At 70.9% G+C, this 24,724-nt stretch carries 24 protein-coding genes, 2 tRNA genes and 1 other RNA gene; 14 read left to right on the forward strand and 13 right to left on the reverse strand.

What is annotated here, in order from left to right:
• Positions 1-761: 761 nt before the first annotated feature.
• Positions 762-2,342: an acyltransferase family protein gene (locus ACFY2Q_RS28235; protein WP_387135507.1), complete on the reverse strand. Its 1,581-nt coding sequence runs from the start codon at positions 2,340-2,342 to the stop codon at positions 762-764.
• Between the two features lie 45 nt (positions 2,343-2,387).
• Here ACFY2Q_RS28235 and ACFY2Q_RS28240 point away from each other — a divergent pair, with 45 nt between their 5' ends.
• Positions 2,388-3,428, forward strand: a complete 1,041-nt coding sequence (locus ACFY2Q_RS28240) for a DUF3068 domain-containing protein (RefSeq protein ID WP_387135463.1) — start codon at positions 2,388-2,390, stop codon at positions 3,426-3,428.
• Positions 3,429-3,527: 99 nt separating this feature from the next.
• Here the strand turns inward: ACFY2Q_RS28240 and ACFY2Q_RS28245 are convergent, their stop codons facing one another.
• Positions 3,528-4,262, reverse strand: coding sequence for a class I SAM-dependent methyltransferase (locus ACFY2Q_RS28245; protein WP_387135465.1), 735 nt, complete (start codon positions 4,260-4,262; stop codon positions 3,528-3,530).
• A 450-nt stretch (positions 4,263-4,712) separates the two neighbouring features.
• On the opposite strand from ACFY2Q_RS28245, the gene ACFY2Q_RS28250 reads away from it, so the two are divergent.
• Both ACFY2Q_RS28250 and ACFY2Q_RS28255 read left to right on the forward strand, forming a co-directional pair.
• Positions 4,713-5,273 carry a DUF6230 family protein gene (locus ACFY2Q_RS28250; protein WP_387135510.1) on the forward strand — a complete coding sequence of 187 codons (561 nt, stop codon included), beginning with the start codon at positions 4,713-4,715 and terminating at the stop codon, positions 5,271-5,273.
• 77 nt (positions 5,274-5,350) lie between these two features.
• Positions 5,351-6,862 carry a DUF6114 domain-containing protein gene (locus ACFY2Q_RS28255; RefSeq protein WP_387135467.1) on the forward strand — a complete coding sequence of 504 codons (1,512 nt, stop codon included), beginning with the start codon at positions 5,351-5,353 and terminating at the stop codon, positions 6,860-6,862.
• Between the two features lie 236 nt (positions 6,863-7,098).
• On the opposite strand, the gene ACFY2Q_RS28260 is transcribed toward ACFY2Q_RS28255, so the two are convergent.
• A complete protein-coding gene (locus ACFY2Q_RS28260) occupies positions 7,099-8,769 on the reverse strand; it encodes a DUF885 domain-containing protein (RefSeq protein ID WP_387135470.1) in 1,671 nt (556 codons plus the stop codon).
• Positions 8,770-8,889: 120 nt separating this feature from the next.
• Between ACFY2Q_RS28260 and ACFY2Q_RS28265 the strand changes: the two genes are divergently transcribed.
• Complete coding sequence (locus ACFY2Q_RS28265; protein ID WP_387135472.1) at positions 8,890-9,876, forward strand: DMT family transporter; 987 nt, start codon at positions 8,890-8,892, stop codon at positions 9,874-9,876.
• Between the two features lie 15 nt (positions 9,877-9,891).
• On the opposite strand, the gene ACFY2Q_RS28270 is transcribed toward ACFY2Q_RS28265, so the two are convergent.
• Both ACFY2Q_RS28270 and ACFY2Q_RS28275 read right to left on the reverse strand, forming a co-directional pair.
• Positions 9,892-10,962 (reverse strand): PHP domain-containing protein, encoded by a 1,071-nt coding sequence (locus tag ACFY2Q_RS28270; RefSeq protein ID WP_387135475.1) that lies wholly within the window; start codon positions 10,960-10,962, stop codon positions 9,892-9,894.
• A gap of 29 nt (positions 10,963-10,991) precedes the next feature.
• The gene (locus ACFY2Q_RS28275) at positions 10,992-11,747 is read right to left on the reverse strand and encodes a M23 family metallopeptidase (protein WP_387135477.1); all 756 of its coding nucleotides are present in this window, start codon (positions 11,745-11,747) and stop codon (positions 10,992-10,994) included.
• A gap of 64 nt (positions 11,748-11,811) precedes the next feature.
• On the opposite strand from ACFY2Q_RS28275, the gene ACFY2Q_RS28280 reads away from it, so the two are divergent.
• The 4 genes from ACFY2Q_RS28280 to ACFY2Q_RS28295 all read left to right on the forward strand — a co-directional run bounded on the left by ACFY2Q_RS28280 (position 11,812) and on the right by ACFY2Q_RS28295 (position 13,806).
• Positions 11,812-12,204 (forward strand): hypothetical protein, encoded by a 393-nt coding sequence (locus ACFY2Q_RS28280; RefSeq protein WP_387135480.1) that lies wholly within the window; start codon positions 11,812-11,814, stop codon positions 12,202-12,204.
• 163 nt (positions 12,205-12,367) lie between these two features.
• Complete coding sequence (locus ACFY2Q_RS28285) at positions 12,368-12,535, forward strand: hypothetical protein (RefSeq protein WP_387135483.1); 168 nt, start codon at positions 12,368-12,370, stop codon at positions 12,533-12,535.
• Positions 12,536-12,653: 118 nt separating this feature from the next.
• The gene (locus ACFY2Q_RS28290) at positions 12,654-13,181 is read left to right on the forward strand and encodes a tRNA adenosine deaminase-associated protein (protein ID WP_387135485.1); all 528 of its coding nucleotides are present in this window, start codon (positions 12,654-12,656) and stop codon (positions 13,179-13,181) included.
• A 178-nt stretch (positions 13,182-13,359) separates the two neighbouring features.
• Positions 13,360-13,806, forward strand: a complete 447-nt coding sequence (locus tag ACFY2Q_RS28295) for a nucleoside deaminase (RefSeq protein ID WP_387135513.1) — start codon at positions 13,360-13,362, stop codon at positions 13,804-13,806.
• Positions 13,807-13,835: 29 nt separating this feature from the next.
• Here the strand turns inward: ACFY2Q_RS28295 and ACFY2Q_RS28300 are convergent, their stop codons facing one another.
• The 3 genes from ACFY2Q_RS28300 to deoD all read right to left on the reverse strand — a co-directional run bounded on the left by ACFY2Q_RS28300 (position 13,836) and on the right by deoD (position 15,774).
• Positions 13,836-14,300, reverse strand: coding sequence for an acyl-CoA thioesterase (locus tag ACFY2Q_RS28300; RefSeq protein WP_387135487.1), 465 nt, complete (start codon positions 14,298-14,300; stop codon positions 13,836-13,838).
• Positions 14,297-14,935: a TetR family transcriptional regulator C-terminal domain-containing protein gene (locus ACFY2Q_RS28305; RefSeq protein WP_387135490.1), complete on the reverse strand. Its 639-nt coding sequence runs from the start codon at positions 14,933-14,935 to the stop codon at positions 14,297-14,299. Before ACFY2Q_RS28305 ends, ACFY2Q_RS28300 begins: the two co-directional genes overlap by 4 nt.
• A 131-nt stretch (positions 14,936-15,066) precedes the next feature.
• The gene (deoD, locus tag ACFY2Q_RS28310; protein WP_074315244.1) at positions 15,067-15,774 is read right to left on the reverse strand and encodes a purine-nucleoside phosphorylase; all 708 of its coding nucleotides are present in this window, start codon (positions 15,772-15,774) and stop codon (positions 15,067-15,069) included.
• A 75-nt stretch (positions 15,775-15,849) separates the two neighbouring features.
• Between deoD and ACFY2Q_RS28315 the strand changes: the two genes are divergently transcribed.
• Positions 15,850-15,936: transfer RNA gene (locus ACFY2Q_RS28315), tRNA-Ser, on the forward strand.
• Between the two features lie 69 nt (positions 15,937-16,005).
• Here ACFY2Q_RS28315 and ACFY2Q_RS28320 read toward each other — a convergent pair.
• Complete coding sequence (locus ACFY2Q_RS28320) at positions 16,006-16,497, reverse strand: hypothetical protein (RefSeq protein WP_387135516.1); 492 nt, start codon at positions 16,495-16,497, stop codon at positions 16,006-16,008.
• A 92-nt stretch (positions 16,498-16,589) separates the two neighbouring features.
• Positions 16,590-17,144, reverse strand: coding sequence for a hypothetical protein (locus tag ACFY2Q_RS28325; protein ID WP_387135493.1), 555 nt, complete (start codon positions 17,142-17,144; stop codon positions 16,590-16,592).
• Between the two features lie 119 nt (positions 17,145-17,263).
• Between ACFY2Q_RS28325 and ACFY2Q_RS28330 the strand changes: the two genes are divergently transcribed.
• Positions 17,264-17,881 (forward strand): DUF1349 domain-containing protein, encoded by a 618-nt coding sequence (locus tag ACFY2Q_RS28330; RefSeq protein WP_387135496.1) that lies wholly within the window; start codon positions 17,264-17,266, stop codon positions 17,879-17,881.
• A gap of 184 nt (positions 17,882-18,065) precedes the next feature.
• Here the strand turns inward: ACFY2Q_RS28330 and ACFY2Q_RS28335 are convergent, their stop codons facing one another.
• A complete protein-coding gene (locus ACFY2Q_RS28335; RefSeq protein WP_387135498.1) occupies positions 18,066-18,902 on the reverse strand; it encodes a class I SAM-dependent methyltransferase in 837 nt (278 codons plus the stop codon).
• Positions 18,903-18,978: 76 nt separating this feature from the next.
• Positions 18,979-19,063 (reverse strand) — tRNA-Ser (locus tag ACFY2Q_RS28340).
• 82 nt (positions 19,064-19,145) lie between these two features.
• Between ACFY2Q_RS28340 and ffs the strand changes: the two genes are divergently transcribed.
• An RNA gene (ffs, locus tag ACFY2Q_RS28345) (signal recognition particle sRNA small type) lies at positions 19,146-19,235 on the forward strand.
• A gap of 190 nt (positions 19,236-19,425) precedes the next feature.
• On the forward strand, positions 19,426-22,728 hold the full coding sequence (locus ACFY2Q_RS28350) for a DNA polymerase III subunit gamma and tau (RefSeq protein WP_387135500.1): 3,303 nt from the start codon (positions 19,426-19,428) through the stop codon (positions 22,726-22,728).
• Positions 22,729-22,777: 49 nt separating this feature from the next.
• Here ACFY2Q_RS28350 and ACFY2Q_RS28355 read toward each other — a convergent pair whose 3' ends face one another.
• Positions 22,778-23,461 carry a DUF998 domain-containing protein gene (locus ACFY2Q_RS28355; protein ID WP_387135502.1) on the reverse strand — a complete coding sequence of 228 codons (684 nt, stop codon included), beginning with the start codon at positions 23,459-23,461 and terminating at the stop codon, positions 22,778-22,780.
• A 202-nt stretch (positions 23,462-23,663) separates the two neighbouring features.
• On the opposite strand from ACFY2Q_RS28355, the gene ACFY2Q_RS28360 reads away from it, so the two are divergent.
• Positions 23,664-23,972, forward strand: coding sequence for a YbaB/EbfC family nucleoid-associated protein (locus ACFY2Q_RS28360; RefSeq protein ID WP_357010708.1), 309 nt, complete (start codon positions 23,664-23,666; stop codon positions 23,970-23,972).
• A gap of 8 nt (positions 23,973-23,980) precedes the next feature.
• Positions 23,981-24,574, forward strand: coding sequence for a recombination mediator RecR (gene recR / locus ACFY2Q_RS28365; RefSeq protein ID WP_387135504.1), 594 nt, complete (start codon positions 23,981-23,983; stop codon positions 24,572-24,574).
• Positions 24,575-24,724: the final 150 nt, after the last annotated feature.

Raw genomic sequence — 24,724 nt, forward strand, 5'->3', positions numbered from 1 at the left:
TGCGGGATCTGCGGCCGCTGCGGTACCGCGCGTGCCTTCTCGAAACCAAGCCGACGGGCCGTGTCACGGCCACCCCGAAGGCGGATGCCGACGTGGTCTCGCTGCGGGGCGGCCCGAACGAGGTCTCCGCGCCGCCGGAGTGGTTCGTCGTGGACAGCGTGATCCTGACCGGCGAGCCGGCAGTGCGACCCGCCGCGGCGGCGGACACCGAGTCGCCCCGTCGGGCCGTTACGGTCCTCGGCTGGGACGACAAGCGTCGGTCGGTCGAGGTCGGGGCGGGTGGCGGCAGCTACCTGGTCGTCCCGGAGAACGCCAACCCCGGCTGGCGGGCAACCCTCGATGGCGTCCAGCTCGTACCGACGCGCCTGGACGGGTGGAAGCAGGCGTGGCTCGTGCCGGCCGGGGCCGCCGGCCGCGTCGAGATGGTCTTCACACCCGGGGAGCAGTACGCCCTCGTACTGCGCGTCGGCGTGGGTCTGCTTCTGCTGTTGGTCGTCGCGGCGCTGATCCCCGCGCGTCGCCACCGGCCGTCGTACCCGGTGGTGCCGTCGACGATGCCGACTGCGCCGCTGCTCGCGGTGGGCGTGCCGGCGCTGCTCGGGGGCTGGGTCGGGCTCGGCTGCGCCGCCGTGGTCCTGGTGCTGCACCGGCGCCGGACGCCAAACCCCGGCTGGATCTGGGTGCCGGCAGCCCTGGGGCTCGCGGCCTACGGGACCCAGCGGTGGTGGCTGCCGCGGGTCGGCTCGGAACGGCTGGCGGATCTACTTGTGGTGCTTCCGACCGGGCTGCTCCTCGTCGCGATCGCCGCTCTGGTGTTGCGTTTCCGCCGGGTCCGCGGGCGGTACGAGCTGCGCCGCGAGGGTCGGGTGCCCGCCGGGGGCCGACGACGCGGCCTGCAGCGCTGGCACTGGCGTCGGCGCCTGGACCAGGGAGTCGGGGTCGACGACCTCGGGCCCGGGGCGGTCGCCCCGCCGCTGCCCGACCCGCCGCAGTCGCCGGGAGGGCCGCTCGATGAGGTAGTAGCTGGCCGCCGCGACCGGGATCGTGAGGGCCAGCGTGATCGCGAGGATAACCCAGAAGGAGCTGTTCATCCGGGTGAATCCGAGCAGGCGGAAGCAGGCCTCGAGGGCGAGGAGGTGCCACAGGAAGATGCCGTAGGAGATCCGGCCGAGAAACTGGACCACCCGATGGCCGAGGAGCGCTCGCGGCACCCCGCCCGAGCCCGGGCCGACGAGGGGGGCGATCAGGCACCAGGCGATGAGCAGGAACGTCAGGTGCTCGACGACCGACTCGATCGACTTCGTGGGTTCGAGCGCGCGCGGGCCGGCGATCGGAGTGCTGACGATCCACAGCAGCGCGCCGGCGATGAGCCACGACGTTCCCGGGGCGAACGCGAAGACGCGCAGACCGCGCGGCGTGGTGGACCACATGTCGTCGCCCTGCCCGGATCTGCTCCCGGCCAGGCCCGCGAGGAACGGGGACGAGGTCGTGCTGGCGGGCCACGAGGCGAGCACGGCCAGCATGATGCCGATGCCGAACCAGTCCAGAAAGGCGGGCAACCAGAGCACCGCAAGTCCCGGTAGTGGCGAGTCGGGACCGTGCGCATACGCATTCCAGGTCAAGCCGGCAAGGACGAGTACGGCACCGAGTATCAGTTGGCGTCGGGCTCGGCCCAGCGGAGTTCGACCGCCCATTCGGCGGCCGAGCATCGCTATCGCGGGCAGCGCCAGGTAGAAAGTCGCCTCCGTAGCCAGGCTCCAGGTCTGCTCCATGCCGACCGGTAGTCGCAATGGCTGATAAATCTGTGCCAGCAGAAGGGGAATTGCCCAGTCCCAGACCGACCTGAGGTAATCGAAGTTGAGCCAGACGAGTCCGACGGCCGCCATTGCCCAGTACCCGGGCAAAATGCGCAGTGCACGATGCCAGAGGTATCTCCGAACAGGCGGGCCGGATTGCCCATGAATGGCGGCGAGCGCGAATGGTCGGTAGAGAAGGAAGCCAGACAGCGCGAAGAAGATCGCCACCCCCACATCCAGCCTGGCCAGCAAACCTGCGAAGCGGGAGAACGAGTTTGTGAGACCGCTGAGGTAGGAGACATGGTGGACGACCACGCCGAGTACTGCCACGGCCCGGAGCCCTTCCAAAGCGGGCAACCAGCCAGCCGAACGGCCAGTATTAGGCGCGGACAGGCCACCCTGGCCGCTGATCGAGTCCGATTTGACAGGTCGGCTCACAGTTCCCTCAACATCCATTCTTGATGCCGCCGGAGGGCGGCTGCGTTCGACCTGAGTCGGTGCGCCTCGAAGGTCGCCTCGGACCATATCCGAAATCGGCCTCGTCATGTACTGTCAGCCGACTAGTCGAGTCTTTACAAGGGGAGGAGTTACATGCGATCCACATCGGGTGCCATCTTGGTGGCGGCAGGCGCGTTCCTGATAGTCGGGGCCGTGGCGACGCCGCTGATCGTCGCGCCCGCTCTGGTCAAGGTGCCCCTTGACCAGAGTTCGGTAACGGTTTCAGAAGCCCAGAACGCGACAGTCCTCGACTTCAGCACCCTGTCGGAGCGGAGCGGCGTCAACCTGACCGCCCACCGCGCCGTGCGGGGCGACGTCGACGACGGCAACGCCGACCGGGTGGTCTTCAACGTCGGTGTCCGGGTGATCGACGACGCCGGCAAGGAGATCACGGTCAGCACGGACCGGGTCGCCCTCGACCGGCGCACCGCCGAGGCGGTCGCCTGCTGCGCCGAGGACATCAACGGCGCGCCCTTCAAGCACGAGGGCCTGACCTACACCTTCCCGTTCGGCACCGAGAAGAAGACCTACCAGTACTTCGACAACACCGCTCGGAAGTCGTACCCCGCCAAGTACCTGGGCACCGAGCAGCTCCAGGGTCTGACCGTCTACAAGTTCGAGATGACCGCCGAGCCGGTCAAGATCAGCGAGATCGACGTTCCGGGCAACCTGATCGGTTCGACCGAGGCCACGGTGACCGCGGGCCGCTACTACGCCAACACCCGTACCCTCTGGGTGGAGCCGGACAGCGGCGTGATCGTCAAGGGTCAGGAGAAGCAGCTCCAGACCCTCCGCGACGAGACCGGCGCGGACAAGATCAAGATCATCGACGCTACTCTCATCTTCAACGAGGAAACCCAGAAGCAGCAGGCCGATGCTGCCAAGGACGCGCGTGGTCAGATCACCCTGCTGACCAATGTGGTGCCGATCGTTCTCGGCATCCTGGGCCTCGCCCTGGCCCTGCTCGGTCTGTTCATCATCATCCGCGCGAGTCGCCGTCGGCCCGACGCGACGGCTGTGCACACCGGCGACCAGCCGACAACCGTGCTGCCATCGCAGGCCTCCTCGGAGCCGGTCGAGGACTCCCCGGGCCCCGCTGGCGGGCGCCACGCTGTGGAGCGCAGCAAGCCGTAACCAACCCCCACCATCACACCACCGCACGCCGACCTGACCGGGCCGGCCGACCCCGAGGGTCGGCCGGCCCGCTCGCTTGCCAGGTGGCCGGGCGGTGGGTCAGGCGCGCCGCACCGCGTACCTGGTGCACACCCAATCTTCGGTGTACGGCAGGTCGGGGCGCTGCCCGACGATGTCCCCGCCGTGTTCCGCCACCAGCCGCACCATGTCGGCGTGCGGCACGGCCGTCATGCTCATCGGCGCCGGATAGTTGAGCAGCCGGCGCTGCGCCCAGCTGATCAGGCGGAACGGCGCGACCTTCCAGATGAGGCCCTTTGCCGTACGCGCCGGCTCGGTCGGCAGACCCACGACGGCGACGCCTCCGGGCCGTAGGACACGCAGGAACTCGGCGAGGTACCTGTCGATCGCCGGGCGGGGCAGGTGCTGCAACACCAGCGCGCTGTAGACCAGATCGAAATGGCCGTCGGGGAACTGGCTCAGATCAGGTGCGTCGTTGAGGACGAAGCGGATGTTGCCGCTGCTCCGGTCCAGTTGCCGGGCCGTCTCCAGCATGGACGGAGCGATGTCGACGCCTACGACCTCGTCCGCGTGCGGTGCGAGGCCCTGCGAGAGCCGCCCGGCCCCGCAGCCGAAGTCCAGCACCCGTTCCCACCGGGTCGGCAGGCCGAGTTGCTCCAGCCAGCCGGTCGTCTCCTCGACGTCGGCGCGGCCGGTGGCGAGGAACTCGTCGACGTCCCACCGCCCGCCGCGCTTGCCGGGCTGAACGAGCACGGCCCACAGCGGATCTTCGGCGCCCAGCTTGGTCCAGTCGCGCCGTACGTCGTTCAGATTCACGCCGAAACCCTAGGGCATCCGGGCGGCCACCGGGATCGACCGGACGCTCGGATGTTCGGTCGGGGGCGACAACCTGAACAGGTGGGTCGCGACCTGCGTACTTTACATTCGTTACCTGATTGTAATCCCTCGATATATGGTCGCCCTCGGTAGTTGTTGTGATGATCAATGCCCGCCCTTGTCATCTTTTCTGGCCTATGCACCTTCGGAAAGTTCGACGCATCGTGATGAACCCCTGTCGATTGGTCACCCTCGTGTTACCGCGCGGTAAGCGGGGGGTTGTGAGCTGCGTCGCAACGGGTGCACCATCAAGCTCGGTCGTTACCCGCCGGTAACAGCGACGGGTCCGGCGCGGGGCCTCCGGTTCGGGACCGGCCCCACGCACATCCACTCGAGGAGGAACCGGTGCAGGACAATCACGGTCGTACCCGGTGGCGTCGGTTCGCCGCCATGATGGTGCCCGCCACGGCTGCCGTCGGCGTCATCCTGTTCGGCATGTCGAGCGGCGCTATCGCGTCCGACATCACCGTGTCCGGGCAGACGTTCAAGATCGGCGCGGACCGCCTGGAGGGCGACGGCTTCAAGCAGTACGGCGGGATCGTCCGCGAGAAGGGCAAGGACGGCCAGGTGCATCCGGTCGCGCTCTCCGAGATCAGCAGCGCAGAGCTGTACAACCTCTGCCAGTCCGTCCGCGCCGACCTGCCCGGACTGCCGGTGGTGCTCACCATCAACGCCGGTGAGGGCAAGGAGCCCGCACGCGCCAAGGACCTGATGATCGCGATGGACTCGCTGAACGGCAATGCGACCTTCTCCAACATTCAGATCGGCCGCGACGCCACCGACTTGAACCCGACGGCGCAGAAGGGCTCGTTCGGCCAGAACTCCGAGCACGTGAGCATCCGCAACCTGCAGCAGGTGTCCCGGTACACGACCGCGGCCACCTTCAACCTGGTCGGCCTCCGGCTCAAGGTCAACGTGGGCGAGGACGCCAAGGGCAAGGAGTGCTTCTGAGCTGAGCGCGGGCCCGCGCTGGCAGACCATCGCGGGCCGCGCCCCTGCCCCCACCCCCGCTCCGGCAGGAGGAGTACGTGACAACCGCCAACCCGTCCCACGCCCGCCCCAACACTGCGGCTCAGGCGTGGCGAAGCTTCCGCCGCTGGCAGCGGAGCCGACCGTTCTGGGGCGGCCTCTTCACCATCCTGGCGGGTGTGGAGATGTTCGCCTCCACGCGCATGACCATCAACGGTCTGAGCTTCCACAGCGGAGCCAGCGGCCTGCTCTCGCTGCTGATCCCGGTCATTCTGGTGACCTGCGGCCTGCTGATCTGGCTCAGCCCTGCGCAGCGGCTGTTCTACTCGATCGTCGCGGCGGTCACGGCGGTCTACTCACTGATCGGGCTCAACCTCGGCGGCTTCTTCGTCGGCCTGCTGCTCGGCATCGTCGGCAGCGCGCTCGCCTTCGCGTGGACGCCCTCCCGCGCGGCGGCACCCCCAGCCGGCCATGCCGACGCCGGCCATGCCGACGCCGATCAGGCCGACGCCGACCAGCCGCCCGCCGACCAACCAACAGCCGAGCAGCCGACCGCCGACCAACCAACAGCCGAGCAGCCGACCGCGGACCAGCCGCCCGCCGACGAACCAACAGCTGACCAGCCGGCCGCCGAGCACCCGACCGCGGACCAGGCGGTCATGGAACCGGACGACGCACGCCCTTCGCCCGTGTGGCCCAACCGATCCGCCGATCCGCGTGCCTTCGGAATCGCACTTGTGGTGCTCGGCCTGGCCACCGCCGGCCTGGCAACCCAGCCCCGAGCGGTGCAGGCCGCACCGGTCCGGCCCGCCGCGAACGCCTGCCCCACTCCGTCCAAGTCGGTCCGGCCGTCGCCCAGTTCGAGCACCGCGACGCCGACCCCGAGCGCGAGCCCCGAGCGGGGCGGCAACATCATCACCGACATCCTGGACGGGATCGGCGACCTGCTCACCGGTGGACGCCGCAAGGCCACCCCGACACCGTCGGCGAGCCCGACCGTCACGCCGACAAGCACGCCGACGGCTCGGCCCAAGCCCACGGCCTGCCCGTCGCCGGCCCAGCCCGGTAAGCCGGGCACGACGAAGCCCGAGAGTCCGGGCAAGGTGGAGCCGGGCAAGCCACTGCCGCGCATCGCCGCCGACCCGGGTCTGCCCAAGGTGGCCCAGACGCCGTCGAAGCTCACCGGATCCAAGGTCACAATGACCGGGCTCCGGTTCGAGGGGATCACCGACCTGCAAACCGAGAAGGGCACCCTGAAGGTGCTGAAGTTCAGCATGAAGGAGGCCGTGACCGACGACTTCCTGCTGACCGCGGACGGTCCCCGGGGGCGCACCCAGAAGTACGCGACCGACCGCCTGACAGTCCGCGGTGATGTGGCCTTCTACTCCACCCGGTTCGTCGGCAAGCTGGCCGGCATCAAGATCACTCTGACCCCGGACCTGCCGTTCCCCGACGGTCTCCCGGTCACGGTGCCCATCCCTGTGTCGTTCACCGACCCGGTCATCGACCTGGCGTTCGTCACGAGCGACACGCTCACCGCCCGGCCGGCGTTGGCACTGACCCTCGGCTGAGCGGCGCGTCCGCCGACTCGCCAGTTCCGGCCGCGCTGACGCTGGACCGCGCCGATCTCGGCCCGGCGTCCTCCACCGCGCCATTGCTTCCGGTCGTACCGCTCTCGTACCGCTTACCCGCAGCGTCGATGCTCCCGCCGTACCCCGTCGAAACGCCGGGGATGGCGGACCGGGACGGCCGGCCATGGTTCCGGGCGCCGGTCGGCGTGCCGCCGGCGCCCGGAACCGTCAGCGACTCAGAGCCGGGCCAGCGCCTTGCGCAGCGGGTCGAGGCCCAGCGCGCCCAGGTCCAACGCCTGCCGGTGGAACTCCCGCAGGTCGAAGTCAGCGCCCTTGCGGGCCTTCGCGTCCTCGCGGGCCTGCAACCAGATCCGCTCACCGACCTTGTACGACGGGGCCTGCCCCGGCCAGCCCAGGTAGCGGTTCAGCTCGAAGCGCAGGTTCTCGTCCGGAACCCGGCAGTGCGCCCGCATGAACTCCCAGCCCAGCTCGGGCGTCCACCTCTCACCCGGGTGGAAGTCGAACGGGTTGTCCTTCGGGATCTCCAACTCCAGGTGCATGCCGATGTCGACGATGACCCGGGCGGCGCGCATCGCCTGGCCGTCGAGCATGCCCAGCTTGTCGCCCGGGTCCTCGAGGTAGCCGAGCTCGTCCATCAGCCGCTCCGAGTAGAGCGCCCAGCCCTCGCCGTGCCCGGAGACCCAGCAGAGCAGCCGCTGCCAACGGTTGAGCAGGTCGGCGCGGACGGCGGTCTGCGCCACCTGAAGGTGGTGACCCGGCACGCCCTCGTGGTAGACCGTCGTCACCTCACGCCAGGTGGAGAAGTCCGTGATGCCCTGTGGCACTGCCCACCACATGCGGCCCGGGCGGGAGAAGTCCTCGCTCGGCCCGGTGTAGTAGATGGCGCCGTCGCTTGTCGGGGCGAGGCAGCACTCGATCCGGCGGACCTCTTCGGGGATGTCGAAGTGCGTCCCGTTCAGCTCGGTGATCGCCTTGTCGGCGAGGGCCTGCATCCAGTCGCGGAACGCCTCCTTGCCCCGGATCGTCCGTGCCGGGTCGGCGTCCAGCTTGGCCACGGCCTCGTCGACGCCTGCGCCCGGGCCGGCGATGCGGCCGGCCACGACCCGCATCTCCGCCTCCAGGCGGGCCAGCTCCGCGAACCCCCAGGAGTACGTCTCGTCCAGGTCGACCTTCGCGCCGAGGAAGTACTGCGAGGCAAGCTCGTAGCGCTCTCGGCCGGCGGCCTGCTTGTCCCGCCCGTGCGGTGCCAACTCGGCGCGCAGGAACTGGCCGAACTCGGCGGTCGCCGCGGTGGCCGACGCCGCGCCCCGGCGCAGCTCCGCGCCGAGCGTGCCGTCCGCACCCAGTCGCTCGACGAGGCCGTGGAAGAAGTTGTCGCCGCTCGGGTCGGTCCAGATGTCGCACTGCTTGGCCACCTCGACCAGCTGCACCTTCGAGCTGACCTGGCCGGCGGCGAGCGCCTCGCGCAGTGTGGTCTTGTAGCCCTCCAGCGCGCCGGCGAGGCCGTTGAGCCGGGCGGCGATGTTTGCCTGCTCGTCGGCCGTCGCGGTCGGCATCAGGTCGAACACCATGCGGATCTCGTGCAGCCCGCTCGTGATGACGCTGATCTCGCTTGTCGACTCGCCGGCGTCGTACCGGGCCAGGTCGAGGCCGAGTCGTTCCTGCATGGCCTCCTTGGCGGTGCGCTCCGCCTCCGTGTCCGGCTCGGTGACCTCAAGCTCCGCGAGGGTCCGGCGGGTCAGGTCGGCGCGTGCCCGGTAGCCCTCTGGTGAGAGGTCGTCGAGCTGGTCGTCGTGGCCGGCGATGCCGACGTAGGTCGCGCCGGTGGGGCTCAACGGCGCCCACTCGGCTACGTAGCGGTTGGCGAGTTCATCAATTTGTCCCACGCTGCGACACTACGTGACCACCCCACCCCGCTGTCGACGCCGTTTGCCGTGTTCAAGCGGCCGATTTGGGGCTCGAAAAGTCCCGCGACTTTGTCACACCGGTCCGGCAGAGTGTCAGGGGTGACCACTGATATCACTCCTGACAAGGCGCCGCTGCGGACGTGGCTGCCGGGGTTCCTCGCTCTCGCCGCGATCTGGGGTTCCAGCTTTCTGTTCATCAAGATCGGGGTGGCTGAGCTGCACCCCGTCCAGCTCACCCTCAACCGGGTCGTCGCGGGCGCGCTGACCCTGCTTGTCGTCCTCGCGGTGCTGCGCGACCGGCTGCCGCGCGAGCCTCGGGTGTGGGCACACCTCTTCGTCGTCGCGGCGTTCGGCGTGGCCGTGCCGTTCACCCTCTTCGGTTACGGCGAGCAACGGGTCGAGTCGATGCTGGCCGGCATCTGGAACGCCACCACTCCGCTGATCGTCCTGCCGCTGGCGGTGCTTGTCTTCCGCACCGAGCGGCTGACCGTGCGCCGAGCGGTCGGGCTCGGGTTGGGCTTCCTCGGCGTACTCGTGGTGCTCGGGGTCTGGGAGGGCATCGGCGGCGCGCACTTCGTCGGGCAGTTGATGTGCTTCGGCGCGGCGGCCTGCTACGGCGTCGCCATCCCGTACCAGAAGCGGTTCGTCGCCGGCAGCGCACACTCCGGCCTGTCGCTCTCCACGGCGCAGTTGCTGCTCGCCGCCGGGCAACTGGCCGTCGTCACCCCGTTCGTGGCGGGTGCCCCGCCGCTGCCTACCGACTTGTCGGCGAAGGTGGTGGCAAGCGTGTTGGCTCTCGGTGCCCTCGGCACCGGGCTCGCCTTCGTGATCAACATCCGCAACATCCGGGTGGCGGGCGCGAGCACCGCGTCCACTGTCACCTACCTGATCCCGATCTTCGCGGTGCTTATCGGCGCCGTAGTGCTCGACGAGCGGCTCAACTGGCACCAACCGGTTGGCGCGCTCATCGTGCTGCTGGGTGTCGCTGTCGCGCAGGGTGTCTTCGGCCGCCGCAAGCCCCGCCCTGTGGTCGGCGTCAGCGCGCCCGCCGCCGACCCCGCCCGCCCCGAGCCGGCCCGCGGCTGAGCCGGCCGAGGGCGGTCAGGCTCGGTTGTGCGTCCACTCCACGAGTTGCTCGGCCGACCAGGTGTTGACCACCCGGTCGGCCGGGACGCCGCAGCGGGCGGCCCGCTCGCAGCCGAACCGTTGCCAGTCGAGCTGACCGGGCGCGTGCGCGTCCGTGTCGATCGCGAACCGGCAGCCGGCCTCCAGGGCGCGGCGGATCAGCCGCTTCGGCGGGTCCTGCCGCTCCGGCCGAGAGTTGATCTCGACGGCGGTGTCGTGCTCCGCGCAGGCGGCGAAGACCGCGTCGGCGTCGAAGTCGCTCTCGGCGCGGGTGCGGGCCCGATGCCCCCGGTCACCCGGGCCGGTCACGCCGGCCGGGCGGGACGACACCATCCGCCCGGTGCAGTGGCCGAGGATGTCCAGGTGCGGGTTGGCGACCGCGGTCAGCATCCGCCGGGTCATCTTGGCCCGCTCGTCGTTCAGGCCGCTGTGCACCGACCCCACCACCACGTCCAATCGGGCCAGCAACTCGTCATCCTGGTCCAGCGAGCCGTCGGCGAGGATGTCCACCTCGATCCCGGTCAGGATCCGGAAACCCTCCGGCAGTGCCGCGTTGACCTGCGCCACGTGGTCCAACTGGCGGCGGAGCCGGTCGGCGGTCAACCCGCGCGCCACCTTCAGCCGGGGCGAATGGTCTGTCAACACCAGGTATTCGTGGCCCAACTCGACCGCGGCCAGCGCCATCTCCTCGATGGGTGAGCCGCCGTCGGACCAGTCGGAGTGCGTGTGGCAGTCGCCGCGCAGGGCGGCGCGCAGCGCCGTGGCCTCGGCATCCAGGTCGCTGCCCTCGGTCGCCACCAGCCGACGCAGATAGACGGGCTCCTCGCCGGCAAGGGACTCCGCCACGCACCGGGCCGTCACGTCACCCACCCCGGAAAGCTCGGTGAGCGTGCCGTTGCCGGCCCGCTCGGCGACCTCGGTCGGTGGCAGGCCGGCGAGCGCCTTCGCCGCCGACCGAAACGCCCGCACCCGGTACGTGGCCTCGTTCGCCCGCTCTAACAGGAACGCGATCCGGCGTAGGTCGGCGATGGGATCCCGGGCGCTCATCCCACCGAACCTAGCGGGTACGGGGCTTGTCAGGGAGCCTTCGGACAGCCGTGTTTCCGCTGCCAGGTGGTCACCTCGGCGGCCGGTTCCCGATTGCCGCCGTGTCGCCACGAGTCCAGATATCGCGCCGGCCACAGCACGCCGCGCCGGATCCACCAGCCGTCCTTGCCGGGACACGGCGGTGAGATGCCAAAGTGCACGTGACAGACGTTGTTGGCGTTGCCGGTGCGGCCGACCTTGCCGAGCTGCTGCCCGGCCCGGACCCGCACCCCCGCGTCGACGCCCGAGGCCACGGCGCTCAGGTGGGAGCCGTAGTAACGCACCCCGTCGTCGCCGAGCAGCGCCACCGACAGACCGCCGTTGTCCGGACCCTGCGGCCCGCGCTTGCGGTACTTGTCGACGCGACTCACCTCCAGCACCGTCCCGTCGGTCACCGCGACGAACGGCTCACCGCAGTCGGCGAATATGTCCGTGGCCGGATACGCCCCGTGCGTCGGGTGATAGGCGACGTCGTCGGCGCGTACCGGAAAGACATGCCGCAGCCCCGCGCGGGGCGCGGTCGACGACGGCCCTGCCGACGACGGCGCCGGGCTGGCCGGCCCGCTCGGGGTGGCCGACGGCGCTGCCGGCTGGTCGGCGGTCTCCCAGACCGACGGCGCCGTGGGCGCGGCGCCGTCCGGCGGCACTCCGGGCCGGGTGGTCGCGCAGCCGGCGGCCAGCACCGGGGCGAGCAGCAGCAGAATCGGGTACGCCGAACGCACGCGGCGGATCGTCGGCGAGGACATCCGGTCATCCTGGCAGACCGGTACGGTGGGCACGAATGACGCGCGTGAGGGGAGGGCAGCGACTATGACCATCGCCCAGCCCGGTCCTGACCCGAATCCCGGCTTCGCCCCACGCCCGATGGCGCGTACCCCCTCGGGGCTCTTTCCGGCCGGGCCACCGACGAGGCCGACCTACCGCGAACCGCACCCGGTGACCGGCGGCGGTGTCGCAATCGGCGGCGGCGCGGCGGCCAGCTGGCTGGTGCTGTTCGGCCTGCTCGGCACCGACGTGGCCAGCTACGCGTGGTGGACGCTTTTCGCCGGTCTGCTGGCCTGGCTAACCGCCCTGGTGTTGGTCCGCTACGGCGATCGGGGGGTGGGCACCGGCGTGGCCATCGTCACCGCCGGTGGCTGGAGCATCGCCGCCGCCGTGGTGGCGGTCCGCTGGGCAAGCAGCGGCGACTGGCCGCTGTGGTGAGTGGGCCGCTGCGGTGAGTGGGCCGCTGCGGTGAGTGCGTCGCTGTGGTGAGTGGGCCGCAAAGGCACCCGTAACGGGCGTGGATGACTGCGTCGAGTGCCCGGTTGGCTGCGTAGCGAACGCCGTCTTGACGTGGCCGCCGAGACTCGGCACGCTCGGCGGTATGGCCTGGACCACCCCGCGGCAGGACCCGGATCGAAGCCGCCGCCGACTCCAGTTGCTCGCCGAGTTGGCAGGCGCGCGGGCGGTACGACAGCGCACCCGCCCGCAGCGCCTGCGCACGGACCGCCTCCGCGAGCTGATCGCCACTCGCCGTCGAGTCGCCGGCTGATCCCTATTTTGTCAGGTTTGGCCGGCCTGTCGGGGCGTTGACCGGTCGCCTGCCGACCCGACCGGCTAACGTGCACGCGTAACGAGTCGGCGCTGTGCCGAGGGCTATTGGGGGGACCGTGTCGTACTTCGCTGCGGCCGTGGTGCGCGACGACAGTGGCTGGACTGCCGCTGAGGTCAACCTGCGGGGCACCACCGACATCGACGAGGTCGCCGATCGGCTGCGCGATGTCGACCAGGAAGCCGACGTGTCGCTGCTCTTCGTCGAGGCCGATGACGCGTACCTGGTGATCCTGCGTCTCGACGAGGGCGAGGACCTGCGGGTCTTCGGGTCGGATTCCGCGTTCGCCGAGGAGTCCCGGCTGGGTCAGTTGCTGGTCGGTGACCTGAAGACCTCGGTCACCGGTCTCGACGGCGACGACGAGCCACGCCCGGCGACCAGCGGCGACGAGGAGAGCGAACAGCCCGCCGTCGACCCGGAGGCCGACCCGGTGGGCGAGGCCGACCTGCTGGCCAACCTGGGCATCTCGGCGCAGAAGCTGCTGAACCTCTGCACCCAGGAGGGGATGCTGCCGGCGGACGTCACCGCCGAGATCTGCGAGGTGCTCGGCTGCGCCGACGAGGTCGAGGAGCTGCGTGAGGTCTGATCCACTCGGGCCGGTGCCGACCGGCGGTACGGAGCCGGCCGACGCCACCGATCCCCTGTTGGAGACGCTTGCGCCGGGCCAGCCGACACCCGGCCTGGTGGGTCGCGCCGGGCCGGGTGCCCACGAAGGGCTGGCCGACGCGGGGCCGACCGGCCGTCGGCAGCGACACGAGCTGTGGATGCGCCGGGCTTTGGAGGTCGCCGTCACCGGCCCGGCCACCGACGCCCCGGGTGCGGCCGATGTCGACGACGTGCCGGTGGGCGCGGTGCTCTACGGGCCGGACGGCACCGAACTCGCGATCGGACGCAACGAGCGGGAGTTGACCGGCGACCCGACCGCCCACGCCGAGGTGCTGGCCCTGCGCCGGGGTGCCGAGCTCGCCGGCCGGTGGCGGCTCGACGGCTGCACCCTTGTGGTCACCCTGGAGCCCTGCACCATGTGCGCGGGGGCGCTGGTGCTGGCCCGGGTCTCCACAGTCGTCTTTGGCGCCTGGGAACCCAAGACCGGCGCGGCCGGTTCGCTCTGGGACGTACTGCGCGACCGCCGCCTCAACCACAGACCCGAGGTGTACGGCGGAGTGCTCGAAGCCGAAACCGCAGCCGTCCTGCGGGCCTTCTTCCGCTGAATCCGGCTGGAGGACGTTGCCGCGGCGCGTCAGGCCGCGGTGGTGGCGGGGCGGAGCAGCGTGGCGGCCACGGCCCGCGCGGCCTCGGTCCAGGGTGCCGGCCGCAGCGTCGTCTGGTCGAGGCGGACGATCGCCCGTCGCCCCTCGGCGTGCACGGTGCCGCCGTCGACCGAACGGAACTGGAAGGCGTACTCGGCGCTGCTGGTGCCGAAGTGTTCGAGCCAGAAGTGCACCGCCACCGGCCCGGTGGTGACGATCGGCGCCCGGTAGCTGATGGTGAACTCGCGGACCGCGTGGAACAGGTCCGGAGGGGTGGCGCTGCCCCGGTAGGCCAGCCCTCGCTCGGTCCAGTACGGCGTCAGGGCCCGTTCCAGCAGCACCGCGTACCGGGCGTTGTGCAGGATGCCCATCGCGTCGAGGTCGTCGAAGTGCACAGTGACGTGCTCGACGTGCCCGAAGTCGACGGCAGGCTGGTCGGCGACGGCGTTGCTCATGAGGGGCCTTCCGTAAGCAGGGTCGGGTCGGGGCAGAGCGCCAGCAGGCGGCTCCGAAGGCCGGCGCGGGCGTGCCGGTAGGCGGCGTCCGGGTCGAGCATCCGGGAGTTCATCGCGGCTGCCATCCCGAGCGCGTCGATCTCGTACGCCAGTTGCGCGACGTCCAGGTCGGCGGGGAGTTCGCCGGCGTCGACCGCCTGCCGCACGAGGTCTTCGAGAAACCTCGTCCACTGGGTGTACGCCTCGATGAGCCGGTCGCGGACCGGGCCGGGGCGGGCGTTGAACTCGAACTGGGTGTTGGCGAAGAAGCATCCGCCGGGGAGCACCCCGCTGGCGTAGAAGCCGAGCCGGGCGTCGTGCAGGGCGCGGAGCCGCCGGACGCCCCGTGGGGCGAGCAGCGCCGGTGCGACGACCCGCTCCCGCCAGAGCGTCACCGCGCGGTCGATCGCGGCGAGCTGAAGCGCCTCCTTCGACCGCCAGTGCGCGAAGAGGCCCGACTTGCTCACCCCGAGCGTGTCGGCGAGCTGGGCGAGGCTGAGCCCGTCCAGGCCGGACTCGGTGGCGAGCACCACTGCCGCGTCCAGCGCGGCGTTGCGGCTGCGCTCTCCCCGGGCGAGGCGTCCGTCGACTGTCATGCGGACACCGTACTCAATAAGCACGATCGGTCGTATTGTTTCGTTCGGTGACCGTCGTCACCCCTCTGCCCCCGCGCAGCACGCCGCCCCGCCGTCCAGACGGACGGCGGGGCGGCAGATGCGACGAAGGGTCAGGCGATGATCGTGTCGAGGGCGATCTCGACCATCTGGCTGAACGTCTGCTCCCGCTCCTCCGAGGTGGTCTTCTCGCCGGTCTTGATGTGGTCGCTGACGGTCAACACCGTAAGCGCCCGAGCCTTGAACCGGGCGGCGATCGTGTAGAGCGCCGCCGACTCCATCTCCACCGCCAGGACGCCGTAGTCGGCGAGCGTGTCGTAGAGGTCCGGCCGGTCGGTGTAGAAGGCGTCCGCCGCCAGGATCGGCCCGACGTGCATCGTGATGCCGCGCCGCTCGGCCACCTCGACCGAGGTACGCAGCAGCCCGAAGTCGGCCACCGGGGCGTAGTCGATCAACCCGTCGAACCGCATCCGGTTCATGTTCGAGTCGGTGGACGACCCGATCGCCGCTACCACGTCCCGCAGTTGCAGGTCGGTGCTGAGAGCCCCGCAGGAGCCGACCCGGATCAGCGTCTTCACGCCGTACTCGTTGATCAACTCGTGGGCGTAGATGGAGGCCGACGGCATGCCCATGCCGGAGCCCTGGACGGACACCTCGACGCCATTCCAGCGGCCGGTGAAGCCCAACATGCCCCGGACCGTCGAGTAGCAGGTGGCGCCCTCAAGGTAGGTTTCCGCGATCCACTTGGCCCGCAGCGGGTCGCCCGGCATCAGGACCCGCTCGGCGATCTCGCCCGGCTTCGCGCCGATGTGCGTACTCATGGCAAAGATCCTGCCAGGCCGGACCAGGCGATACCGGTTGGGCATCGGAACCAGCGGTCCTGTACCCTCGTCGGCGGTGGCGTGTCCGAGCGGCCTAAGGAGCACGCCTCGAAAGCGTGTGAGGGTTAACGCCCTCCGAGGGTTCAAATCCCTCCGCCACCGCTCCGTAGTGCAGAAACGCCCGGTCGATCCGCGAGGATCGACCGGGCGTTCCGCGTTCCGCCCCGCGTCTCAGCAGGGGCCGGCGCCCTCGTCGAAGAGGCGGCGGGCCCAGTCGGCGTACCCGGCGATGGTTTTTTGGACCGTGCGCCCGTCGTGGAGGAACAGGTACGCGCGGTCGCCGGTGCGGGCGAGTAGCCCGTCAAGCCGGTGTGTCCCCTGTGGAGCGGGCAGTCGAGTGACGCTCGGATAGCGGTCCCAGACCTGGTCGACGGGTGAGCCGGCCGTTATGCCCTCGGGTGTCCGCATCGGGTCGCCGGCCCACAGCAGCACCAGTTTCGCCTCCACGAAGACGGGACTCACCGTGTTGTGGCCGGTGAGCGTCGGCCCGCAGCCGTCCAGGTCGGTACGCAGGATGCCCCGGCGGGTCAGCTCGTCCTCGGTGTCGCCGAATTCGATGTTGCGCAGGCCGTTCAGGTCGACGATCTCGTTGGCGGCGGGCCGGTTCGCCGGGATCGGCCCGGGTGGCGGCGCGCCGCTGCCGGCAATCGAGGCAGCCGTCATCAGCGTGGCAATAAACGCGAATTGTCGCAATTTCATGGAATCCCCCAGTCCCCAACGGGACCGGGCCGTTCAGGTTGCTGCCAGCCGCCGGATTACTGGTTTTCCCACTGTTCGACCAGCTCGTCCCAGTAGTCGGCGCTGAGCCGACGCCGCCCGTGCGCCAGCCAGCCGTCGGTGTTGCGCTCCAGATGCAAGCCCACCTCGGCGAACGGGTCGATCCACGTGCCTCGCTCGACGCCGAGCCGAACCAGCGCCCCGTTGATCGGCCACTGCTCACGCGGCGCGTCCAACACGTCGTCGAAGCACGGACCCCAGGACGCCGCACCGCCGAGCCACACCGCCGCCGACTGGTAGCCGGCGCCGCCGCCGAACTCCGCTTCGAGGTACGCCACGGGCCCCAGCGCTGACCACCCACTCAGCACCTCGGTCAGCGGCGGCGACAGCACCAGGCCGAACGGGTGCTCGGCGCTGCGGTCGTCGACCGCGAAATCCGGCAGCGACCCGGTCAGCTCCACCACCAACTGCGGGGTCACCGGCAGGAGCGCGAAGTCCTGCCGCAGCCCACCGAGGACGGCGTGATCCAGCTCGGCGGTGTGCTCGCGGAGCAGCTCGACATCCGCGACGACCGCGCTGAGCTGGTAACCCATCAATCCCTCCGTCGTCCACAGCCTGTGGATAGAACATGTGTACGACGGGTTCCGGGCTGGACCGGCGTCGTCCCCGGACCGTACCCGCCGAGCGGGTCCCCGCTGTAACGTTCCAGGTCATGGCTGATCAACTGACCGTCCCCGGAATGCCGTCCCCGCTCGTGCCCTCGTCCGCGGCACTCTGGCAGGTCGACGAGGAGACCGGCGTCCTGACGGTGTCAGCGCAGCCGCACACCGACCTCTTCATCGACCCGAGTGGCAGCGGCGAGCCCGTCCGCAACGCGGCGACGCTGCTCGGCGAGCTGCCGCCGGAGGGTGACTTCCAGTTCAGTGCCCGGGTGACCGTGGCCTTCGGCGAGACCTTCGACGCCGGGGTGCTTCTGCTCTGGCGCGACGAGCGGTGCTGGGGCAAGTTGTGCTTCGAGTTCTCGCCCGAGGCCGAGCCGATGATCGTGTCCGTCATCTGCCGGGACGTAGCCGACGACGCGAACGCCTTCGTCGTGGCCGACCGGTCGGTGTGGCTGCGGGTCTCGCGGATCGGGCGCGTCTACGCGTACCACGCCTCGATCGACGGCACGACCTGGCAGTTGATCCGCGTGTTCGGCTTCGACGGCGAGCCATCACGCGACCGGATCGGCTTCGCGGGCCAGTCACCGACCGGCGAGGGGTGCACCGCGACCTTCGACGAGATCTCCTTCCGGGCCGAACGCCTCGCGGATCTGCGCGACGGCTCCTGAGACTGGGCTCGCTACGCCAGATCTTGGACAGTTTCCGTTCGCTCTCGGAACGGCAACTGTCCAAGATCTCGTTGAGAGTGGCCTCCGGTCAGGGGCGGCGGGTGAGATGGGCCGACTTGTCCCGTCGATGACGGCCGTGAACTGCGGCGGGTCGTCCCGCCTAAGCAGGCCCTGCCGGCCGGTGTCAGAGACGCCAGATCGACACGGCGACCTCGCGCCGCCGCTCGGCGAACAGGCCATCCCGCGCCGCCGTTTCCAGGAGCCGACGCAGATCCGCCTCGAACGCGGGGAGCCGTTCGCCGAACAGGTGCGGCGCCGAACTGGACAGCGAGAACACCGCCGACATGATCTCGGAGACGGGGCGTTCCACAACCGCCGCCGGGTCGGTCGTGAGATGGATCGGATCGGTGAAGCCCGCCTGCCGCATGATCTCGTCTTCGCCGCCCGGGGTGCCAGCGGGCAGCCACCCCTGCCCCGCCCGGCGCACCTGTCCCAGGTAGCTGGCCACCAGGTCGTCGATCCGCTGCCACGGCGGTCGGGGGTACGGCAGCGGGTCGTCACCGGTCACGCCCTGGTGCGTGTTGGCGTGGACGTGGACCCAGGCCCCGTCGGGCGCGAGCATGCTCCGGACCCGAGCGGCCACGAGCGGCCGATCCATCCAGTGGAACGACTGGGCGAAGGTGACTACCCGGAACGTACCCAGATCGGCCGGTAGGTCCTCGGCGCGTAAGTGCCGCCACTGGATGGTGGTGGCTCCGACCTCGCGGGCTCTGCGCCGCGCCTCGACGAGCATGTCCAGGTCGGCGTCGACGCCCACCGCCGCCTCGAACCGGGGCGCGAACAGCAAGGTCAACGACCCCGGCCCGCAGCCGACGTCCAGGAGTCGGCCGGTGCCGTCAAGCCCGAGTTCCGTGGCGACAGCCTCCGCGAGGCCGGGCGGGTACGGCATGCGCCCGACGCTGTAGTGGCTGGCACTGCCCGCGTACAACGTCTCATCCCACTGCCACGCGGCGTCCGTCACGATGTCGATGAGACCACAAGAGCAACGCCCGGCCGACCGATAAAGGTCTGCCGGGCGTTGCTGCTGCTCAGATGAGCGGAGGATACGAGATTCGAACTCGTGAGGGTGTAAACCCAACACGCTTTCCAAGCGTGCGCCCTAGGCCTCTAGGCGAATCCTCCGCGAGCCAGGATACAGGCACTCGTCGGCCGGGCCACCCCACCACCCCCTGAAGATCGACGGGTCGTCGGGTAGGCTGGGCGGCACCTCCCGTGCGGCGGTATCTCGTGAACCTCCCCAGGGCCGGAAGGCAGCAAGGATAAGCGAGCTCTGCCGGGTGCACGGGAGGCCTTTTTGTCTCCGGGGCCCTGATCCACTCGACATCCGTGATGTCGGGGTGTCCCGGGCCTGCGGACACCCCGGTTTCCAGGAAGCCGAGTCGATCAAGCGCGGCAACCCACGGCAACCCCCGCGCGCCGGGGTGGTGGGTGGTCAGCCGCGCCCGAGCGGCGCAGAATGGCTCGGTCGAGAGGAGGCGGGACGAGTGACGCTGGCGCTCTACCGCAAGTACCGGCCGCGTACCTTCGCTGAGGTCATCGGTCAGGAGCACGTGACCGAGCCGCTGTCGCAGGCGCTGCGTAGCGGCCGGCTCAACCACGCCTACCTCTTCTCCGGCCCGCGCGGCTGCGGCAAAACCACAAGCGCCCGGATCATGGCCCGCTCGCTCAACTGTGAGCAGGGCCCCACCCCCGAGCCGTGCGGCAAGTGTGAGTCCTGCCGCTCACTGGCCACCGACGGCACCGGTTCGATCGACGTGATCGAGATCGACGCGGCCAGCCACGGCGGTGTCGACGACGCCCGCGAGCTGCGCGAGCGTGCCTTCTTCGCGCCGGCCAGCAGCCGCTTCAAGATCTACATCATCGACGAGGCGCACATGGTCTCGACGCAGGGCTTCAACGCCCTGCTCAAGCTTGTCGAGGAGCCTCCGGAGTTCGTCAAGTTCATCTTCGCCACCACCGAGCCGGAGAAGGTCCTCGGCACGATCAGGTCGCGGACCCACCACTACCCGTTCCGGCTGTTTCCGCCGAAGGTGGTCCGCCCCTATCTGGAGCAGCTCTGCGCGGCGGAGGGAGTCACCGTCGAGCCGGCGGCCTTTCCGCTTGTGGTGCGTGCTGGTGGCGGCAGCATGCGGGACAGCCTCTCCGTACTCGACCAGCTCATCGCCGGCGCTGGCCCGGAGGGGGTCAGCTACGCCCGGGCCGCCGCGCTGCTCGGGGTCACCGACTCGGCGCTTATCGACGAGATGTGCGATGCGCTGGCCGCCGGTGACGGCGCCGCCGCGTACGCCACCGTCGACCGGGTGGCCGAGGCCGGGCACGACATGCGCCGGTTCGCGTCGGACCTGCTGGAGCGGCTGCGCGACCTGATCGTGATCCAGCAGGTGCCGGACGCCGCAGCGAAGGGCCTCATCGACGGCCCCGCCGACCAGATCGAGCGGATGGCCGCCCAGGCCGCGCAACTCGGCCCCGGCACGCTCTCCCGCTGCGCCGACATCGTCCACGACGGCTTGGTGGAGATGCGCGGCACCACCGCGCCCCGCCTGCTGCTGGAGCTGATCTGCGCCCGGATGCTGCTGCCCGGCGCGGATGACTCCACCCGCGGCCTGCTCCAACGCCTGGAGCGCATGGAACACCGCCTCACCCTCACCGACGCGCCGCCGGCCGCCGCCGCCAACCATGGGGTACGCCCACAGCACGCCCCTCCGGTTCCGGCTGCCGCCACCCCGGCACCCGCGAACGCCCCGACCTCCGCACCGCCGTGGTCGGTCGACCCGACGGCGTCCACAGCACCGAACACCGCTGCCTCGGGCGCTGCCGGCTCGGGCTCTGCCGCGTCGCATGCCGCTGGCGCAGCCGGCCCGCACGCCTCAGGCCCTGCCGCCGCGCGCGCGGCTGCCGCCGGTGCCGGCTCCCCGCACGCGCCGGCCTCGGGTGCGTCGGGCTCACACGCGCTGGCCCCGGGTGTGTCGGGCTCACACGCCTCGGGTGCCGACTCGCCGATCCCGGTGTCGCCCGGGGCGTCGGCCGCCGCCGGCCAGGCATCAGCCGACCGGGCCGTACCCGTCTCACCCGCCGGCTCACCGTCCCCGCGTCGCGTGGTGCCGCCATCGGCGGTGCTGCCCGACCCGGCCACGCCCGAGCCGCCCCGACCGGGTGCTCCGGCCGCTGCACTGGACGCCGTCGCGGTCCGCCGGGCCTGGCCCGACGTGGTCGGCAAGGTCAACCGGACCAACAAGCGGATCGCGGCCCTCATGCGCGACGCCGTGGTGCGCGAACTCGACGGCGACATGCTGGTGCTGACGGTCAAGTCCACTGTGCTGGCCAAGATGATGGCCGACCACGCTGCGGTGCTCACCGACGCGCTCTACGAGGAGTTGGGCGGCCGCTGGCAGATCCGCTGCGAGGTGGCCGGCGAGCGCGGTGGTGTGTCGTTGTCCGGTCCGCCGCGCTCGCAGGCCGCGGCCCCGGCCCGCCCCGCCGCACCGCCCTCCGTGTCGGCCGAGCCATCCGCCCCGAAGCCGCCTGCCGCAACCGGCCCGTCGAACGTGCACGCCGCTGCAGCCCCGACGGGCACGCCGTCCGCCGCGTCGGACGGGCCCGCCGCTGCTGCCGCGACCGGCATGCAGCCCGCGTCGAATGCGCACGCCGCCGCTGCCGCCGCGGGCACCCAGCCCGCGTCAAACGCGCATGCCGCTGCCGCCGCGGGCACGCAGCCCGGGTCGAACGCGCCTGCCACTGCTGCCGCCACAGGAACGCAGCCTGCGTCGAATGCGCATGCCGCTGCTGCCGCGACGGGCACGCAGCCCGCGTCGAACGCTACGGGCGCGCAGTCTGCCGCGCGGCACCCGGCCGCCGCTTCAGGCCTGACCAACGTGCCGCCTGCCCCAGCGAACCCGACCGGCGCTGCCGGCCCGGGTGCCCGTGATGGTCTGCCTGCTGGAACGGGCGCGCGTGGCGGGGACGGTTCTGGTGGCCAGGGTGCGGGCCGGCAGGGTGGAGCGCCGTCCACCGCGCCAGCGGATGACGAGGATTGGCCGGAGGCGGCCCGCCCCGGCGGTGGCGCTCCCGTCGCCGAAGCGACGGATGACGAGGATTGGCCCGAGGCTGCCCGTCCGGGCGGCGGGTCGGCCGGAGACGGCTCGGGCCCCGGCGCCGCACTGGACGGCTCCGGCTCGGCACCTGCACCGAACGGCACGCACGGCACCGGCACGCACGGCACCGGCACTAACGGCACCGGCACGCACGGCACCGGCACGCACGGCACCGGCACGCACGGCACCGGCACCAATGGCACCGGCACCAACGGCGCCGGCGGCCAGGGCGCCGGCAGCAGTGCGCATGGCGCGGGCGCGAACGGCTCCGGTCCGGGTGGCACCGGCGGGGCGGCGGGTGGCGGTAAGCCGGGCGGGCGGGGCAACTCGACACCTGCGGCCCGGCAGCCGGCGACAGCCGGTACCGCCCCGGTGAGCAGCGCCATCGCCGCGGCTCGCGCGGCGGCGGCGGGGCGCGGTGCGCGTACCGGAGCGGCAGCCCGGCCTGTCGCGGACGCCGAATGGGCCGGCGAGCCTCCCTACGACCCGGACTTCGACGGCCCGGCGCGCGGCGGTCGGCCGGGTGCGGCGGCCCCGGCGGCGACACCGGTCTACGAGGGGTTCGACCCGGGTGACGAGCCGTTGGACGAGGTCATCGACGAGAAGACCGCCCGGGAGTCCAGCGAGGAGCAGGCGGTACGGCTGCTTCGGGAGACGCTCGGCGCCGAGAAGATCAACGAGGTGGACGCCCGCTAGTGACCACCCCGGCGTGCCGATCATGGGTGACAAAGGGCTCGCTGTTGCCCTATTCGGGCATCGCAACGGCATGATCGACGCGAGCGGGGGCGGGGTTTCGCTTCTCGGTTAGCAGGACGCCGAGGCAGCAGGCCCAGAGGGGGAAGGGCAGCACGGCGATCCGTTCCATGCCGCCCACCCCGATCCCGATGCCCTGCTGGGCGAAGAACAACACCGTCCCGACCAGGGCGATGAACCCGGCGGTGAGGGTGAGCGGTCGCCACCGGCCGAGCGTTGTGAAGCCCGCCGCGAAACCGGCGAGGAGCAGGCCGACGTTGCCCAGGCCCATGATCAGGAATGCGCCGAGGACGTGCAGGTTCTCGTCGACGTCGGCCGGGTAGAGGGCCGCCAGGGCATACCCGCCGGTGGCAAGCAGCAGGAGCGTCTGGGCCGAGCGCACCACGCCGCCGCGACCGAGGAGTCGCCAGGTCAGCAGGAGCCCGGCGGCGAGCATCGCGGCGGTGACCAGCATCGCGGCGTTCATCAGCGGATGCCAGGGCGAGCAGACGTAGCGGGGCCTGGTGGTGTCCCAGATGCCGCAGTTGACGTTGCCGAGGTCGCTGATGTTGTGGGTGGCCCAACTGTAGGTGGGCTGCCGCCACCGCAGGCCGGTGACGAGGCTGGCGACCAGGAAGACCGGTGCGGCTGCCAGCCAGCACAGCGCGCCGACCCGTCCGGTGAGGTTGGGGTTCATGCCGTCGAGCAGACCAGTGCGGCGGTGCGCGGCGCACTACGCGCAGATGGCCGGTTGGGGGTAGTGGTAGCCGTACCCGAAGGCCCGGCGTGGGCGGACACCACCAGGCGGGGCGGGGTCGGTCTCAGCGGTTAGGCTGGGCGGCGGCCCAGCAGACGAGTGCGAGAAGGAGCCATCCGTGCGCCCAGGTGGACAGCCGAACATGCAGCAGATGCTGAAGCAGGCGCAGAAGATGCAGCAGCAGATCGCCGCCGCCCAGGCCGAGCTGGCCGAGGCCGAGCTGACCGGCACTGCCGGCGGTGGCCTGGTCACCGCGACCGTCTCCGGTTCCGGCGAGCTCAAGGCGATCAAGATCGACCCGAAGGCCGTCGACCCGGACGACGTGGAGACGCTTGAGGACCTGGTGGTCGCGGCCATGCACAACGCCGCAGAGGCCGCGCGGGAGCTGACCGAGCGCAAGATGGGCCCGGTCGCCGGTGGCATGGGCGGCCTCGGCCTGCCCGGTTTCTGAGCCGGCAGATGTACGAGGGTGCCATCCAGGATCTGATCGACGAGCTCGGTCGGCTGCCCGGCGTCGGTCCGAAGAGCGCTCAGCGGATCGCGTTCCACGTGCTGTCGGCGGATCCGGCCGACGTCAACCGGCTGGCCGGCGCGCTGCGCAAGGTCAAGGAGCTGGTGCGGTTCTGCACGACCTGCTACAACGTGGCCGAGTCCGAGCAGTGCCGGATCTGCCGCGACCCACGCCGCACCAACGAGGTGCTGTGCGTGGTCGAGGAGCCCAAGGACGTGGTGGCCGTCGAGCGGACCGGTGAGTTCCGCGGCCGCTACCACGTGCTCGGCGGGGCGATCAATCCGCTGGAGGGGATCGGGCCGGACAACCTGCGGATCCGGGAGCTGCTGATCCGGCTCGGTGACGGCAGTGTGCGGGAGTTGATCCTCGCCACCGACCCGAACACCGAGGGCGAGGCGACCGCCACCTACCTGGCGCTGATGGTGAAGCCCATGGGGATCGCGGTGACCCGGCTCGCCAGCGGCCTGCCGGTCGGCGGTGACCTGGAGTACGCCGACGAGATCACCCTCGGTCGGGCCTTCGAGGGGCGCCGAGCCGTCTGAATCCTGTCGTACCGTCGCGGGGGGGGGGCCCCCCCGCGGGGGGCCCCCCCCCCCGCCCCGCCCCCCCCCCCCCCCCCCTTTTTATAAACAAAAACAAAGGGGGGGGGGTTTGGGGTGAACATATTTGTAAATGGTGGGCGGATTTTGTGT

Source organism: Micromonospora sp. NPDC000316, assembly GCF_042898885.1.
In the GTDB taxonomy this organism is placed as follows: Bacteria; Actinomycetota; Actinomycetes; order Mycobacteriales; family Micromonosporaceae; genus Micromonospora.